Source organism: Pseudomonas sp. S2_B07 (assembly GCF_054668435.1).
Window position 1 is genome coordinate 5,545,355 of the sequence record NZ_CP162769.1, and the last position, 16,156, is coordinate 5,561,510.

The following is a 16,156-nucleotide window of genomic DNA, read 5'->3' on the forward strand; positions in this document are numbered from 1 at the left end:
GGGGATGAACCGGGCACTGAACGCTGTGTATTCGTCGCTGTATCGCCATCATCACTGTGAATGTGCCCGAGGAGAAGACGTGGACGCCCGATTGAATGCTTTTCTTGAACGCGCCGATGCTGTTTTGGCCCGTATCGAGCCGCTGCTGCCCGCACCTCGGCAAGCCATCGACTGGAATCAATGCCTGGCCGCGCGCTGGCAACGCGAGGGGCGCAGCGGTTTTCTGCTGCCGCTGCACGTCAGCCTCGACATGCGCCTGTCTGACCTGATCGGCGTCGACCGGCAACTGGAGCAACTGGGGCGAAATACCCAACAGTTCCTCGACGGCATGCCGGCCAACCACGCGTTGCTCTGGGGCTCGCGCGGCACCGGTAAATCGTCGCTGGTGCGGGCCTTGCTGGCCGAACACGCCCAGGCCGGTTTGCGCCTGATCGAGATCGAGCGCGATCACCTGGCGGACCTGCCGCGTGTGGTCGAGCAAATCGCCAAGTTGCCGCAGCGCTTTGTGCTGTTCTGCGATGACCTGTCGTTCGAGGCGGGCGAGGGCGATTATCGCGTACTCAAGAGCGTGCTCGACGGCTCCCTCGAACAAGCGCCGGACAACGTTCTGCTGTACGCCACGTCCAACCGCCGTCACCTGGTGCCGGAAAAGGAAAGCGATAACGAAAACTGGAAACGCGTCGACGGTGAACTGCACCCCAGCGAGGCGGTGGAAGACAAGATCGCGCTGTCGGACCGCTTCGGCCTGTGGCTGTCGTTTTATCCGTTTACTCAGGAACATTTCCTCAACGTCGTCGAACACTGGATCGGTCAACTGGCCGGCAAGGCCGGGCTTGAGTGGCAGCGTGACGACGAGCTGGACATCCTCGCGGTGCGTTGGGCAGGAGGCCGAGGCAATCGCAATGGACGTTGCGCTTATCAATTTGCCCGCTATTGGGTCGGGCTCAAGCTGTTGGAGCACAAAGCATGATTGATTTACAGAAGAGCGGCCAAGGGCTGGATGGTTACGGCATGTTGTGGGCGCAGCTGGAATCGTTGCTGGCGGACGAGCGTGATTTCATTGCCAACGCTGCACAGTTCTCGGCGTTCCTGTTCAACCAGCTCGACGATTTGAACTGGGCCGGCTTCTACCTCAACCGCAGCGAAGAACTGGTACTCGGTCCGTTCCAGGGGCAAATCGCCTGCGTGCGGATTCCGTTCGGCCGCGGTGTGTGCGGGACGGCAGCGTCGACCTTGCAGACTCAATTGGTTGAAGACGTGCATGCTTTTCCCGGACATATCGCGTGCGACAGCGCATCGAACAGCGAACTGGTTGTGCCGCTGGTCAAGGACGGTCGACTGATCGGCGTGCTCGACCTCGACAGCCCGAAACTGGCGCGGTTTACCGCAGAAGATCAGGCCGGTATCGAGCGCCTGGCGGCGATTTTCCTGCGCCTGACCGATTGCTGATCAAGCACTCAAGCCTGCCTTGACCAGCAGGCTGGTCGGGTCGACGGCGTCAATCTGCTGCGGATCGAGGAATCGTTCTGCGTACTGCAGATAAATGCGCGCCTGGACGAACAGCCCGAACAGTTCCGGGTCAATGTGGGCGTCACGGCACATGTTGGCCATGATGCCCAAGGCCTCGCTCAAGGTTTTGGCCTTCTTGTACGGGCGATCGGCGGCGGTCAGCGCTTCGAAGATATCGGCAATCGCCATCATGCGCGCCGGCAGACTCATTTCTTCGCGCTTCAACTGTTTGGGATAACCGGTACCGTCCATTTTCTCGTGATGACCGCCGGCGATTTCCGCGACGTTGTCGAGGTGGCTGGGGAAGGGCAGGCGGCTGAGCATCAGGATTGTCTGCACCATGTGATGATTGATGATGTAGCGCTCCTCGCGAGTCAGCGTGCCTCGGGTGATGCTCAGGTTATAGAGTTCGCCCCGGTTGTATTTGTACGGCGGTACATCGAGCTTGAAACCCCACGGATTGTCAGCCGGAATCAGCTCGTTTTCGGCGCGTTCGAGCAGGTGTTCGGGTTTGTCCGCCAACAAGGGTTCGCTGACCGGCAGCGTCGGGGCCGGTGTGCGTGCCTGGCGGCGATTCTCTTCCCATGAAACCCCAAGTCGATCATCCAGCGTACGGGTCCAGGTGCGTTGAGCAATGCCGCGCAAGCGTTGCAGGTCGGCTTCGGCCATGGCCTCGCCGCCCAGATTGCAGTGGGCGACGAACGCGAAATCATCGTCCAGCCCCGCCAGGCTCGCATTGCGTAATTCCGCCAGCTGACGTTCGTCACCGCCCTGGGCGATGGCCTGCCAGTAGTTGATCCAGGCATCGCGCTTGAGCACCTCGAAACGCGTGCGGATTTCGTGGATGCGGTCGTTCAGGGTTTCAAGCTTGGTGGCTTTATCAACCACATATTCCGGGGTGGTGACCTTGCCGCAGTCATGCAGCCACGCCGCGATGTGCAGGGCTTCCCATTCATCTTCCGTCGGGTGATAACCGCTGAAGGCCGGCTCCTGACTGGCCGCGGCAGCCTCGGCGAGCATCAGCGTCAATTCCGGCACTCTCTGACAATGCCCGCCGGTGTAAGGGCTTTTGGCATCGATGGCGCCAGCCAGCAGTTGAATGAAAGAGTCCAGCAGCTGCTTCTGCCTGGCTTGCAAACGCTGGCTTTCAATACTTACCGCCGCCGCGCCAGACACCGCCTGGAGAAACGCGATACGGTCCGGGCGCAGCTTTTCCAGGTCGCTTTGTGCGCCGCTGTCGGCCAGCAAAAGGACCAGCAGGCCGACGGTTTCGTTATGCCGATTGTGCAGCCGGATACCGATCAGGTGAACCCGTGGACATTCCAGCGCCAGCAGCACCTTTTGCAGATCGGCTGCGTTTTCGAAGCCCAGGCTGGTGACCACATTGTCGGCGCTGGACAACTGCTGCATCCACTGAGGGCTCTGTGAACCCTGGAGTTCGTAACCTTGAATACCAAACGTCGACAACGCCTGAGAGGTCTCGTTGATCACCAGACCGTGGGGCTCCATGCGGTCGCCGTCCTGCTCGCGCAGGTAAATCAGGCCCGCCTGGGCCTGCCCGATCTTCACGGTTTCGAACAGCACCCGTTGCAGCAACGGGGCGAAACGAGTCTCGGCGCTCAAGCTGTCAGAGATCTGGAAAAAGCTCGCGAGGGTGTCCTTCATGCGCGTCATCGACACGCTCAGTTGGTCGACTTCCAGCACGGGGGAGCGTCGGCTGACGGGAAAGTTGAAGTTGAAACTGCGGATCGCATCGGCTTCTTGCACGAGTGAACGTAAGGGTTTGACCAGAATTCTGGAGGTGAGCCACCCCAGCGGCAGGCACAGCAACAACGTTGCCAGCGTGATCAACGCCCCTTGCCAGCGCATGCGGTAGGCATCGACCAGTAATTCATCTTCGGGCACTAACAGCGCCAACTGCAATCCTTGCGGCCCGCCTTCCTGCATGCTGCTGCGGGCCACAATCCATTCGCGACCGGCAGCGTCCAGGCGATTTCCCTCGGACGGATGGGTGAGCAGGGCACCGAGTGCCGGATTCAGATCGGCCGCCTTGATCAAGCGTGCGGTCTGGTCGTCGACGATCAGACGGCTGCTGTCGGGATAGGCAACGGCATTGCCCTCGGCATCGAACAGCACGATTTCGGTATGCGGGGTCACCACATGTTTGGCAAGCGTCGCCGACAGTTCGGCGAGGGTCAGGTCGGCGCCCATCACCGCATTTTTGCCGCTGCGCCGGGCTAGCGTCGTCCCGACATGGTGAGTGGAGAAAAAGACATAGGGTTCGGTGGTGATCTGGCCCTCATCGCTGCGAGCACTGGTAAACCAGGCGCGTGTGCGCGGATCGTAGGTTTCTTCAGGGTTATCCTGGCGGCTGACGAGCGCCAGGTTTTGATCAAAAAACAACGACTGGGACCGCACCTTCCCGGCACCGGAAGGGTGTTCAATGCTCCAGACCTGATAGGCCGCATTCTCCGGGGCATTGGTGAGCGTTCTCAGGGCGGGGGTGCGCAGGGGGCGTACCATGAAAAAGTCGCCATTGCCGTATCCCAGGTACAGCGAGGCCAGGTTGGGATTGTCTTTGAGCGACTGGCTAAAGGGTTTCAGCAGCGCGAGCCGTTGCTCCAGCGCGGGCGCCTCGGTCGCCGGGTTGTCCGCCAGCAGGCTCAACAGATGGCGAATCGGTTCATAAGTGCCCTGCAGATCCAGCCGGACATCCTGTTCGATGCGGTTGAACAGTTTTTCACTGCTGGACAAGATGATCTGCGTGGTTTGCCGGTAATTGAAAATGCCCAGCACCACGCCCGTGAGTAGCAGCAGGAAGGTAAACATCACGCTGATATGGACGTGCAGCGGAAACCTGCGTGGATCGGGGCGCAGTGGGTTGGACATTACTGGTCTCTCCGTGATGGTTAACACACTGCTCAGCCGTCCAAGCATAGTTAAGGCTCCATCGTTCTGCTCCTGTCGTTGTGACCTATTTGTTGTTGCAAGGCGTGCTCCAGCTCGAGCATGGCGTGCTTGATGGCTTGGGTGCAGTCGGCTACGTTTTCGGGGTGGAACGCTTCACGGCAGGCGCTTTCGAGCGCTTCGCAGCTGTCGATCAATCGACTCGCCTGGACGATGCGCGCCGCCCCCTTGATTTTGTGAGCGATATCGAGGAATGACTGGGGGTCTTTGCAGGGGGACAAATCCAGCAATTCCTGGCGGTCCAGACGATTGCTGTTCAGCACTTCGAGCAACAGACGTTGATCCAGCTTTGGATTGCCGCCGGTGAGCAGCTGCAGTCCTTCGAGGCTGAATGCGGGGCGGGCGATCGGTTTGACGCGTTCAATCCACAGTCTCAAGGCCGCGAGGCTGAGGGGCTTGAACAGGCAGTCGTCCATCCCCGCGTGTTTGCAGCGTTGTACTTCTTGCGGTTGTGCGTTGGCGGTGAAGCCCAGCAGGGTGCACGCCTCGCGCGACTGTTGCTGTTCGTATTGGCGAATCAGGCGGGCCAGTTCGTAGCCATTCATGACCGGCATGTTGCAATCGACAATCACCAGATCGAACAGCCCGTGCTTCCATGCCTCGAACCCGGTTTCGCCATCCGTTTCAGCGCAGTGGTGGTGCCCCAAAAACTCCAGTTGCTGGCACATGAGCAAGCGATTGGCCGGGTGATCGTCGACCACCAGGACGTTCAACGGAGTTGAGGTAGGGTGAACAGTCGCTTCGACGGTTTTCGGTCTCAGGTCTGGCGGCAATGTTGTCAGGTGCAGCGCTATCTCGACCTGCGTACCGGCACCGACCTGGCTACGCAACTGCAGACTGCCGCCCATCATCTCGCACAGCGTACGGCTGATCACCAGGCCTAACCCGGCGCCTCCTCGGGTCGACTGCGCGCTGTGGGTTGCCTGAGTGAATGGCTCGAACAAACGCTGTTGATCCTGCTCGCTGATGCCGATTCCGCTGTCCTGAACCTGCACGCGCAACAAAACCCGCTCGGGCTCGTCTGTGGCCTGCCACTCCACCACAATCCGCACCTGACCCTGTTCGGTAAACTTGATGGCGTTGCTGACCAGATTGGAAAGCACCTGCTTGAAGCGCATCGGGTCCAGCAACACATCGGGTGGCGGATGGGCGGGGCTCAAGTCCAGTAACAGATGCAGGTGTTTCTGTCGGGCGAGGCCGTCGAAGATCCTCACCACCGACGCTACCGTTTCACCCAGATGGACGCGCTCCGGATTCAGGCTCAAATGCCCGGATTCGATGCGCGCAATATCGAGAATGTCCCCGATCAGTTCCAGCAGGTCCTTCGCCGAGTGGTATGCGACGTCGATGGCGGGTCGGTCCGGATGAGCGGGTTCGATACGTTTGAGGGTCAGCTCCAGCATGCCGATGATTGCATTCATCGGGGTGCGAATCTCATGGCTCATGGTCGCCAGAAAAGTGCTTTTGGCTCTGTTCGCTTCATCGGCGCGTTCCTTGGCGGCTCGAAGGTCATCAAACAGTTGTCGCCGCTCGCTGATGTCAATCCAGCCACCAATGATGCCCTGTACTTCACCCTTCGAGTCCCGGTAAGGCAACACCCAGTGGTAAATCGTCAGTTTGCGACTGCCGATTTGCAACGTGCGATCGAGAATCAACGGTGCACCTTCGTTTACGACTCGCTGATAGTCAGACTCAAACTCCCGTGCCTCGAACGCGTTGCTCAAGTTGCCTTGAATGACACTTTTACCGATCACGTCTTCGTACTTTGCGCTGAAGGCTTCCAGGTAACTGTCGTTGCAGCTTTGCAGCACCCCCTGACGGTCCCGCACGTAGATCGGATGCGGCGTGCCGTTGACCAGTGATCGCATGAACTCAAGTTGGTCATTCAATGCGAGTTCAGCCGCCTGACGCTGTTTGATCTGACGACGCATGTAAGCGTTCCAGGCAACAGACATCAGCAGTAGCACGCCAACCCCCAGCACCACCTGATAGAACACCCGGTGGTAGTTGCGCCAGGTGTTTTGCGATGTCGAGGCGTAACCCCGCCAGCGGCTGTTGATAATGCCCAGTTCTTGCGGGGTAATGCTCAGCAACGCCTTGTCGAGGATGGCGCTCAGTTCTTTGGCGTCGCGTCCGGTTGCGAGGGAAAACGCAGCCTGTTGCGTGCCAACGGTGGAACTGATCTGAAGTGTCTGCTCGAAGACTCTGGATGAGATGAAGTAGTTCGCAATCACCAGCGAGGTTACGGAGCCTTCAGCCTTGCCCTCTGACACCAGTTGCACGGCACTGAAGGTGTCGGGGGTTTCGATCAGAGTGAGGTTCGGGAACTCGAGACGCAGGTAATCCACCATCGGATTACCCTGGGCAATCGTCAGGCGTTTACCCGAAAACTGTGTGAGGTCGTTCGGACTGCCGGCCACTTTGCGCGTCAGCAGGACAAAAGAGTTTTCCAGATAAGGGCGGCTGAAATTCAGCAGCGTTTCACGGTGTGCGCTGGGCAGCAGGGCGGCAATCAGGTCGGTCTGATGCTGACCGATACGATCAATCATCTCGTCATCACTTCGGCTGCGTTGGATCTCGAAGCGCAAACCGGTGCGCAACCTGATCAGTTCGAGCAGATCGGCAGCGACACCTCGAAAGTTGCCGTCGTTATCGAAAAATGTCAGCGGCGCAAACGCTTCATTGACCACCACGCGAACCACCGGATGTTGCGCCAGCCAGCGTTCTTCGCGAGTGGTAAGTTGCAGTTTGTGATCGGTGAGAAGAATGTCGCTGCCTGCACTCCAGCGTTTGGCAATCTCTTCCCGCGAATGGGTGGGCGTGGCATTCAGTATCGTGTTGATGATCCCAAGCAGTTCCGGGTTGTTGCGGTGCACGGCAAAACTGAAGCCGTGGACTTCGTGTTTACCGAAGTTGGCCATCCGGACGTTGTTCAGGTAACCCTTGTTGATCAGGTAGTGGGTCGAAATGGTGTCACCGAGAAAGACGTCCGCCTGGTCGAACGCAACCGCGTTAATTGCATTCTGGTAAGACGGGTAGGCCGTGATGATCGCCTTTGGATACAGGGCTTTGACTTCTTCCATCGGTAAATAGTGGTACACCATGCTCAACCGCAATCCGGCCAGTCCATCGGACAGGGATCGGGTTTCTCCTTCGCGTGTCACCAGAACCGGTTGGTCCGCGGCGTAAGGTGTCGACAGCACAATATCGGCGTTACGGGCCTCAAATCCGTTGGCGCTGCCGAGCATGTCGACCTCACCGTTTTCTAGCGCCTTGATGGCATCTTCCCGGGATGCGTAGCGCTGAACCTTGACTGGCAGGCCGGTCGCCTTGCCAAGGATGCCGGCGTAATCAGCGGTGAAGCCTTCATAGTCGCTGCCGCTGCTGGTCAGGTCGAAAGGCGGGTAATCGGGGGCTGAGCTACCCAGAATCAATTCGCGTTTGTTTTTGATCCATTGTCGCTGTGATTTATCCAGTTGTACTTCCATGTGCCCGACCATTGAGCGACTGAGCAGGGTGTAATGCTCGCTGGCGGAGTGTGTCGCAGACACTGAGGTGCTCAGGCACAAGCCGGCAGTGATCAGTATCAGATAATCCTTTAAACGACTGGGCATCCGGTCTCTCACACTAAGGCGTTGCGTTTTGCCATATCGATAAGTTCAACCAGTGATTTGGCTTTGAGTTTTTGCATCAAGCGTTTTTTATAGGTGCTGACGGTCTTGTTGCTCAGGAACATGCCCTTGGCAATTTCCTTGTTGGTGCGGCCTTGTGCAAACAGTTGCAATACCATCAATTCCCGGTCGTTGACTGACTTGAATAGCTCCAGGTCGGCATATCGCGTGTCATCGCTACGGACGGGGTTCAGCGCCTGGCTGGGGAAGTAGTTGTAACCGGAAAGCACCGCTTTGATTGCACTGACCAGCTCACTCAGGTCTTCCTGTTTGCAGACATATCCCGACGCCCCGGACTGCATGCAGCGAATACCGAACAAGGTCGGGCACTGGGCCGTTAAAACCAGGGTTTTTAACGGAGTACACATGGCATTAAAACGGGATAGAACTTCCAGTCCATCCAGTTTGGGAATGCTGATGTCGAGAATAACCAGGTCTGGCATGCATTCGCGGACCATCTGCATGGCGTCGACCCCGTTATCCGTTTCGCCGACGACTTTATAACCTTCATGTTCGAGCAACATTCGGACGGCAAGACGGATAACGGGGTGATCGTCGACAATAAAAACGGAGTTCATAATCAGATCCCATGCGAGCTTAAATAAAGCGCGCACCTTAGCTCAGATAGTTGAGGGGGCGCATGAACTGACAGGTCGATAGCAGTGATATAGGACAAGTCCTACAATTGAAGAGGAATGGGACTACGTTCCAGTTCGGATTTGAATGAGGATCAAGAGAAGTATTGTATGTAGTAAGTTGATTGTTGAGTGATAGGTTTTTAGGAAGATGTCAGGGTCAATAAGTTTATAACGTCTGATTGTTTCAATGATTTTATCAAGTAACCAGGCCGCGGTAGATCTGTTGGTCGGCAGCTTTAAGTGTGTCCAGTTTCGCCGGATGTCAGACTACTCGAATGTATTGCCTGATCATTCCAGCACTCGACCCGCGTTCGGACAATCTGAACAGCGGGTCGGGGCGGGGGCGTCAGCGGCTTGAGCGACCGGTCATTTCCAGGGCCATTTCACTGGCATAGCTGTCGGTCATGCCGGCGATGAAGTCGATCATCCGCAGGAATGAAGTGTGCAAAGGCCCGCGAGGATCGGGTGCATTGTTGCCCAACAAGTCGAGGATGCGGCGACTTTTGAACGACGGCGTTCGACCATTGTGTTGTTCCAGTGCCGCGCCGCAGAAAGCGTTCAGTAGAATCTCCAGCGTGGTGTAGGCGCCGATTTCATGCAGTGTCTTGCGCTTGTCCTGGAAGATTTTTTTCCTGGCCATGTCTTTGGCATTCAGGACACAGCGCTTGGCCGGGCCATGCATGTGCTCCACCAGATCGCCGGGCAGTGTACCGGCCAGCAGGGCGTCCTGTTGTTCGACGAAGGCCCGGGCCGCTGCATTGGTCAGGTGTTCGATGGCTTTGCCCCGCAGGATGGCCAGCTTGCGTCGGCGCGAGTCCAGCGGGCCCAATTGGCGATAGGTTTCCGGAAGATCGTCGCCCACCAGATTGAGCAGTAACGACTCGACTTCGGCGTACTCCAGCAACTCCATTTCCAGGCCGTCTTCCAGGTCGATCAGCGCATAGCAGATGTCATCGGCGGCTTCCATCAGGTACACCAATGGATGGCGTGCCCAGCGCTGCTCCTCCAGTTGAGGCAGGCCGAGTTTATGAGCGATCTGCTCCAGCAACGGCAGTTCGCTCTGATAACAGCCGAACTTGTGCTTCTTGTAGCCCAGCGAGTCAGCGTGCTTCGCCGTCCAGGGATACTTCAAGTAAGTACCCAGCGTGGCGTACGTCAGCCGCGTACCACCATCGAACTGGTGGTACTCCAATTGAGTGAGCACACGAAAGCCTTGGGCATTGCCTTCGAAATTCAGGAAGTCATTACGTTCGACTTCGCTCATGTCATCCAGCCAGCCACGGCCTGCGGCCTGCTGGAACCAGTGACGGATGGCGTCTTCGCCGGAGTGACCGAAGGGTGGATTACCGATGTCATGCGCCAGGCAAGCCGACTGCACCACCATCCCCAGGTCACTCGGTTCGCACCAGTCTGGCAACGCGCTGCGGATGGTTTCACCGACACGCATGCCCAACGAGCGCCCGACGCAACTGACTTCCAGCGAGTGGGTCAGGCGCGTGTGGATGTGATCGTTACTGGTGACCGGATGGACTTGGGTCTTGCGTCCCAGCCGGCGAAAGGCACCTGAGAAAATAATGCGGTCATGGTCTTTGTGGAAAGGGCTGCGGCCGAGTTCTTCCGGGCTGTGCAGCGGCTTTCCGAGGCGTTCGCGGGTAAGCAGGGTTTGCCAATCCAAGGCTGGTCTCTCCGTCAGGTGACTGATGCCTTAGCCTAGAGCCCGGCGGCGTCGATGTCGATGAGCAGCAGTCGCTCGCCATTGTCGAAAAATTGCCCGGCGGTGAGGCAATACTGGTTGCTGGTGGCATCGCGGTACGTGTTGGAAAGTGTAAGCCGACGCTCGTCCCAACCCTCTGCCAACAAGTGATAGAAATACGGACGCCATGACCAGTTGTGACCCAGGTACCGGGTGTCCGATTCCCAGGCGTTGTTTCGCCATTCAAGGTTGGGCGTCAGTTGCGTGCCGTGGCGATCGCATTGATAGAAGCGCAACAACCAGGGGAATGCGTCCAGATGGGGCAGGGCGCTGAGCGGTGCGTGGGCTTGGGCCCATGTCTGCAACAGGGTCATCAGCTCGCCGAGTTGCTGGCGCATGACCATCAGCCGCCCACGCTCAGCCAGTTTTTGTTGAACATACCGTTGGCGCAGCTGTGCGAAGCGCTCGACAAAAGCGTCCGGGGCAAAGAAGTCGGCTTGTGCCTTGGCAAACAGAAAACCCTGCACGTACCGGGAGCCGCACTCCAGGGCAAAACTCAATTGAGCTTCGGTTTCCACCCCTTCGGCAATGATCCAGCAACCGGTTTTCTCGGCCATCTGCGCCAGCGCCTTCACCACATCGCTGCTTGGACCGCCCAATGCCGCCGCCTGGAACAAGCGCATGTCGAGTTTGAGAATGTCCGGTTGCAGGGCCAGTACGCGATCGAGTTGAGAATAACCGGCGCCGAAATCATCAATGGCGATTCGTGCGCCTGCCTCTCGGTAGCGAGCCACGACGTCAGCCAGGCGCTGAATGTCGCCGCCCAGTTCGGTTATTTCGAAGACGATGCGTTGCGGGTCGACGTTGTGCCTGCGCAGTTGTTTGAGGCTTGGCAGCGCTTGATCCGGGCGCAGGCGATTGATCCAGCGCGGGGAAATGTTCAGGCTGAGAAACCAGTCCGAGGGCGCTTCATGCAAACGACTGAGCGCGTTGTCGCGGATCTGCCGATCAAGACGCCGCAACGCGATGGCGGGTGTCCTCGGGTCGGCGAAAAGCGGGCCCACCGAGGCCAGTTGACCGTCGGCCTGTTGCAGTCGGCCCAATGCCTCGACGCCGGCGATACGGCCGGTGGCGGTATCGATGAAGGGTTGAAAGCAGGCGAGCGGTTGCCCGTCGATCACGAGGCCTCCTTGGTTAAGGTCTTGTTTTTGGATACCTGGTCACCGGATAGGCACACAGGATTGAACCCCTCGATAGAGAGGCTCATCCCGGTGGTATTGCAAGAATGCAGCCAGAGAGTGGCTATTTAGTCTTTTCGCGAGTTGCTTTGCAGGACCAGCTTGATCAAGGGCCCCAGGCTGGTGCCCAGACGAACCAGCCGAGTCAGGCTGCTGGCGCCGCCGTTGCGGGTACTCTTGCCGGTCAGAAAGCCGAGCAAGGTGACAGCTGCCACGCCCCAGAGCGGGGCGTGCTTGATGCCAAAACTGTCCTGCAGGTCTTGCTTCATTCCGCGAATCCGCTGCAAGGGTTGTAGCAGTTCCCGGGACTCGAGGCGGATTTCCTGACGGTGCATTTCCATGCGCAGGCGAATCAGTGCCTTGCGCATTTCCGCGCGCGAGCTGTTATTGGGCAGTTGAGGCAGGCTCATGGCAACAGGCGCTCCCGATCGTTGGCCAATTCTTCCAGGGTGCCATGGAAGGGCGAGGACTCATCGAAGACCGCTGCTTTCAAACGCAATCCACAGAAGATCGCGGCTAGGGTATAGAACACGCAGAGCCCGATGATGGCGGCGAGGCGATAGGTGTCCCAAAACACAATCAACACCAGCGTCGACAACCCCACCAGCAACAGCAATGCAAAGACCAGCGCCAGGCCTGCAAACAGCAGCAGGCTTACGGTGCGCGCTTTTTGTTCCTGCAACTCGATGCCGAACAGTTCGACATGGCTGTGCAACAGTCCGAGAAACGCGGCACCCAGGCGCCGCGATGAAGCGCTTGTGCCCGTCGCCGACGAGCCGGATTCGCCGATAGACATATCAGCGCCGAGAAGCTAGCAGGCCAATGAGGAAACCTACCCCAGCGGCGATGCCGACCGATTGCCATGGGTTGGCCTGCACGTAATCTTCGGTCGCGGTGACAGCGGCCTGACCGCGTTCGCGCAACGAGTCTTCGGTAAGCTTCAGGGTTTCCCGGGCACGCAACAGACTGTCGTGGATCTGGGTGCGCAGTTCATCTGCCTGATCGCCGGCCAGGGTCGCGGTGTGCTCCAGCAACCGCTCTGTGTCACTGACCAGGGTCTGAAAATCGTTCATCAGGATTTCTTGAGCAGTCTTTGCCTTGATGCTGGCCATGGGTGGATCTCCGTAAGTGGCTTCTGATGGGTTCGAGTATGAGCCTTGTGCGAAGGTTCAGTACAAATGACTGGTACAACTTTTGCTGTGTCGTGGTGCGTTTGCCGGCGCCGATGCGCTGTTGCCGGGCATGATTTCAGGAAAACCTCGGCTCAAACAATAAAAACTCGCGCGATGATTTCGCTCTGATGCGCCAAAGCGGTTCATGGGGATCAGTGATTCGATCCGCATAAGCTGCAACTTGGTGCGTCAGCAGTCTGCGTGAACTGCTTTGGTGCTTTTTTAGCCTTTAGGTCTGCCATTCCATGGAAAATCTGCAAAGCGCTGTGGACAGTCTGGTCCATAGCTCCAATACATTGTTCATCCTCATTGGCGCGGTCATGGTGCTGGCCATGCACGCCGGTTTCGCCTTTCTTGAGGTTGGCACGGTTCGGCAAAAGAACCAGGTCAACGCCTTGTCGAAAATTCTCAGCGACTTCGCCATTTCGACCCTGGCCTACTTCTTTATAGGCTATTGGATTTCCTACGGGGTGACGTTCCTGCAACCGGCGGCGGTGATCAATGCCGACCATGGTTATGGATTGGTGAAATTCTTCTTCCTGCTGACCTTTGCAGCCGCCATCCCGGCGATCATTTCCGGCGGCATTGCCGAACGCGCCCGGTTCGTCCCGCAATTGTGCGCGACCGCGCTGATCGTGGCGTTCATCTATCCCTTTTTCGAAGGGATGATCTGGAACGGCAATTATGGTTTGCAGGCCTGGTTGCTGGCGCGATTCGGCGCCAGCTTCCATGACTTTGCCGGTTCCGTGGTGGTGCATGCCATGGGCGGCTGGCTGGCCCTCGCGGCGGTGTTGTTGCTCGGGCCGCGACAAGGACGCTATCGCGATGGCCGCCTGGTGGCGTTTGCTCCGTCTAGCATTCCCTTCCTCGCCTTGGGCTCGTGGATCCTGATTGTTGGCTGGTTCGGCTTCAACGTCATGAGCGCCCAGACCCTGCAAGGCGTGAGCGGACTGGTGGCAGTGAACTCGTTGATGGCCATGGTCGGCGGAACCGTGGCGGCGCTGATCGTCGGGCGCAACGACCCAGGCTTTCTGCACAACGGCCCATTGGCCGGGCTTGTGGCCATTTGCGCAGGCTCCGACCTGATGCACCCGGTGGGCGCACTGGTGACCGGCGCCATCGCCGGGGCGCTGTTTGTCTGGTGCTTTACCGCGGCGCAGGGCAAATGGCATATCGACGATGTGTTGGGCGTGTGGCCTTTGCACGGTCTGTGTGGCGTGTGGGGCGGTATCGCGTGCGGCATTTTTGGCCAGAGTGCGTTGGGCGGCCTGGGCGGTGTAAGTCTGATCAGCCAGTTGATCGGCACCTCGCTGGGTGTGGTCGTGGCGCTGGCTGGTGGTTTTGCGGTGTATGGAACGATCAAGGCGTTTCATGGACTGCGCTTGAGCCAGGAAGAGGAGTACTACGGCGCGGATTTGTCGGTGCATAAGATCGGCGCCGTCAGTCAGGACTGAATCAATTTTCCGCATCTTCAGCTCCGGGATAAAAATCGTGGAGCATCCGATAGCGATCATGCCGGATCTGATCGGCCCGCTCCTGTACCTGATGGGCGGGCAGTCCCAGCATGATCAGTGCATGGGAGGCGAGCATCAGGCTGGACTCCAGCAACTCGGGTACGACTTCGTTGGCGCCGGCTTCTTTCAGCTCGGCCAGTTGGCTGTCATCGCGGGTACGAACCAGAATCGGCACTCTTGAATTGATCCGGCGAACCTCCTTGAGGATCGCCAGCGCGATGTCAGGTTGGTCCACCGCAATTACCAGCAACCCGGCACGCGCCAGTCCGACGGCAAGCAGTAATTCACCTCGACGCGAGTCTCCATAGTGCACGCTGCTTTCGCTGACAGCCGCTTCCTCAACCCTGACCGGATCGTGGTCCAGTGCAATGTAAGGTTGTTGCTGATGACTCAGGCAGCGACCGATGGACTGGCCGACGCGCCCGTAACCACAGATGACCACATGCTTGTCCAGATCCGCGTTCAGCGCGCTGATCTCTTCAAGTTGGGCCTCCTTGTTGGATTTTCGATGCAGATGTTTTGCGATGGATGGGGCCGCGCGCAGCATCAGTGGCGTGACCAGCATCGAACAGAACGTCGCAGCCAGCAGCAAGCCGCCGAGTTGCGCGGGCATCAGATCGCTTTGCTGCATCTGCGCCATCAGCGCAAAGCAGAACTCACCTCCCTGGGCCAGTGCCAGACCGCTGCGCCAGGCGGTTTCGCCATCGCTGCCACGCCATTTGACCAGCAGCGCCACCACGGTGCCCTTGATCAGCAGCAATCCCAGGGTCAGGCCAAGGATCAGCAGCGTGTGGCTGGCGAACAGATTCAAGTCGATCAGCATGCCGATGGTGACGAAAAACAACCCGAGCAGAATGTCCCGAAACGGTCGGATATCGGCCTCGACCTGATGCCGGTAATGACTTTCGCCCAGCAGCATGCCGGCGAGAAACGCGCCCAGGGCAGGGGAAAGCCCCAGCAAGTGAGTCAGCCAGGCGGTCAGCAGGACAATCACCAGAGCCAGCAGTACAAACAGTTCGGCGGAGCGGGCGGCGGCGACTTCATGGAACAGTCTTGGCAACAACCAGCGGCTGGCCAATAGCAACCCGCCGAACAACACCACGGTTTTTATCAGGGTCAGGGGCAGCGCCCAATACCAGGCCTGATCACTGTTTCCGGCGAACACGGGCACCAGTGTCAGCAGCAAGACGGCCACCACGTCCTGGAACAGCAATACGGCGATGGCATTCTGGCCATGACTGCTGAAAATTTCGCCAAGGCTGGTCAGCTCCTTGCTGACGATGGCCGTGGACGACAGCGCCAGCCCCGCGCCCAGCAACAGCGCGGGAGTGACCGGCATCCCGAACATCATCAGTAAAACACCCAGCAACAGTCCGCAGGCCAACACTTGCAAACTGCCAAGGCCGAACACCACATGTCGCAGTGCGATCATTTTCGTCAGGGAAAACTCAAGACCGAGGGAGAACAGCAAGAACACCACACCTAATTCGGCAAGGTGTGGCAACCCTTCGCTCTCATCTACCCAATTGAACGCGGTCGGGCCAATCATCAACCCCACGCACAGGTAGCCGAGGACCGGGGGCAATCGCAGGCGCTGGAACAACGCGATGACCACTAGAGAGGAAACGAGAATAATCAAGAGATTGGCAAACACTAAAAGCTCCGCTGACAGACGCTGGCTACTCAAGCGTAGAAGCAAAAAAAACGTGAGCATTGCTTAAATGGCACAAACGACGCCTGATTTGCGTCAGGGT

Annotated in this window: 12 protein-coding genes; 3 read left to right on the plus strand and 9 right to left on the minus strand. The window is 58.3% G+C overall.

Annotated features, from left to right (window positions below; all coding sequences use genetic code 11):
- Positions 1–79 precede the first annotated feature (79 nt).
- Positions 80–970, plus strand: a complete 891-nt coding sequence (locus tag AB4N43_RS25620; RefSeq protein WP_059182408.1) for an ATP-binding protein — start codon at positions 80–82, stop codon at positions 968–970.
- Complete coding sequence (locus AB4N43_RS25625; RefSeq protein WP_460152148.1) at positions 967–1,449, plus strand: GAF domain-containing protein; 483 nt, start codon at positions 967–969, stop codon at positions 1,447–1,449. Before AB4N43_RS25620 ends, AB4N43_RS25625 begins: the two co-directional genes overlap by 4 nt.
- Here AB4N43_RS25625 and AB4N43_RS25630 read toward each other — a convergent pair whose 3' ends face one another.
- From AB4N43_RS25630 to AB4N43_RS25665, 8 genes are all read right to left on the minus strand, one after another.
- Positions 1,450–4,398 carry an HD domain-containing phosphohydrolase gene (locus tag AB4N43_RS25630; RefSeq protein ID WP_460152150.1) on the minus strand — a complete coding sequence of 983 codons (2,949 nt, stop codon included), beginning with the start codon at positions 4,396–4,398 and terminating at the stop codon, positions 1,450–1,452.
- A 50-nt stretch (positions 4,399–4,448) separates the two neighbouring features.
- The gene (locus AB4N43_RS25635; RefSeq protein ID WP_460152152.1) at positions 4,449–8,090 is read right to left on the minus strand and encodes a transporter substrate-binding domain-containing protein; all 3,642 of its coding nucleotides are present in this window, start codon (positions 8,088–8,090) and stop codon (positions 4,449–4,451) included.
- 8 nt (positions 8,091–8,098) lie between these two features.
- Positions 8,099–8,725: a response regulator transcription factor gene (locus AB4N43_RS25640; protein WP_027925739.1), complete on the minus strand. Its 627-nt coding sequence runs from the start codon at positions 8,723–8,725 to the stop codon at positions 8,099–8,101.
- Between the two features lie 406 nt (positions 8,726–9,131).
- Entirely contained in the window at positions 9,132–10,460 is a 1,329-nt protein-coding gene (locus AB4N43_RS25645) for a deoxyguanosinetriphosphate triphosphohydrolase (RefSeq protein ID WP_027925740.1), read from the minus strand.
- A gap of 35 nt (positions 10,461–10,495) precedes the next feature.
- Positions 10,496–11,659, minus strand: coding sequence for an EAL domain-containing protein (locus AB4N43_RS25650; RefSeq protein WP_027925741.1), 1,164 nt, complete (start codon positions 11,657–11,659; stop codon positions 10,496–10,498).
- A gap of 125 nt (positions 11,660–11,784) precedes the next feature.
- Positions 11,785–12,126 carry a hypothetical protein gene (locus AB4N43_RS25655; protein WP_027925742.1) on the minus strand — a complete coding sequence of 114 codons (342 nt, stop codon included), beginning with the start codon at positions 12,124–12,126 and terminating at the stop codon, positions 11,785–11,787.
- Positions 12,123–12,512: a phage holin family protein gene (locus AB4N43_RS25660; protein ID WP_027925743.1), complete on the minus strand. Its 390-nt coding sequence runs from the start codon at positions 12,510–12,512 to the stop codon at positions 12,123–12,125. Before AB4N43_RS25660 ends, AB4N43_RS25655 begins: the two co-directional genes overlap by 4 nt.
- 1 nt (position 12,513) lies before the next feature.
- Positions 12,514–12,828, minus strand: a complete 315-nt coding sequence (locus tag AB4N43_RS25665) for an ElaB/YgaM/YqjD family protein (protein ID WP_007943326.1) — start codon at positions 12,826–12,828, stop codon at positions 12,514–12,516.
- Between the two features lie 305 nt (positions 12,829–13,133).
- Here AB4N43_RS25665 and AB4N43_RS25670 point away from each other — a divergent pair, with 305 nt between their 5' ends.
- Positions 13,134–14,342 (plus strand): ammonium transporter, encoded by a 1,209-nt coding sequence (locus tag AB4N43_RS25670; RefSeq protein WP_194940717.1) that lies wholly within the window; start codon positions 13,134–13,136, stop codon positions 14,340–14,342.
- Between the two features lies 1 nt (position 14,343).
- Here the strand turns inward: AB4N43_RS25670 and AB4N43_RS25675 are convergent, their stop codons facing one another.
- Complete coding sequence (locus tag AB4N43_RS25675; protein WP_460152154.1) at positions 14,344–16,056, minus strand: cation:proton antiporter; 1,713 nt, start codon at positions 16,054–16,056, stop codon at positions 14,344–14,346.
- Positions 16,057–16,156 lie beyond the last annotated feature (100 nt).

Excerpts from the sequence above, each read along its gene's own strand:
- AB4N43_RS25640 (WP_027925739.1), bottom strand. The coding sequence starts at position 8,725 with ATGAACTCCGTTTTTATTGTCGACGATCACCCCGTTATCCGTCTTGCC.
- AB4N43_RS25625 (WP_460152148.1), top strand. The coding sequence starts at position 967 with ATGATTGATTTACAGAAGAGCGGCCAAGGGCTGGATGGTTACGGCATG.
- AB4N43_RS25670 (WP_194940717.1), top strand. The coding sequence starts at position 13,134 with ATGGAAAATCTGCAAAGCGCTGTGGACAGTCTGGTCCATAGCTCCAAT.
- AB4N43_RS25635 (WP_460152152.1), bottom strand. The coding sequence starts at position 8,090 with ATGCCCAGTCGTTTAAAGGATTATCTGATACTGATCACTGCCGGCTTG.
- AB4N43_RS25655 (WP_027925742.1), bottom strand. The coding sequence starts at position 12,126 with ATGAGCCTGCCTCAACTGCCCAATAACAGCTCGCGCGCGGAAATGCGC.
- AB4N43_RS25665 (WP_007943326.1), bottom strand. The coding sequence starts at position 12,828 with ATGGCCAGCATCAAGGCAAAGACTGCTCAAGAAATCCTGATGAACGAT.
- AB4N43_RS25660 (WP_027925743.1), bottom strand. The coding sequence starts at position 12,512 with ATGTCTATCGGCGAATCCGGCTCGTCGGCGACGGGCACAAGCGCTTCA.
- AB4N43_RS25630 (WP_460152150.1), bottom strand. The coding sequence starts at position 4,398 with ATGTCCAACCCACTGCGCCCCGATCCACGCAGGTTTCCGCTGCACGTC.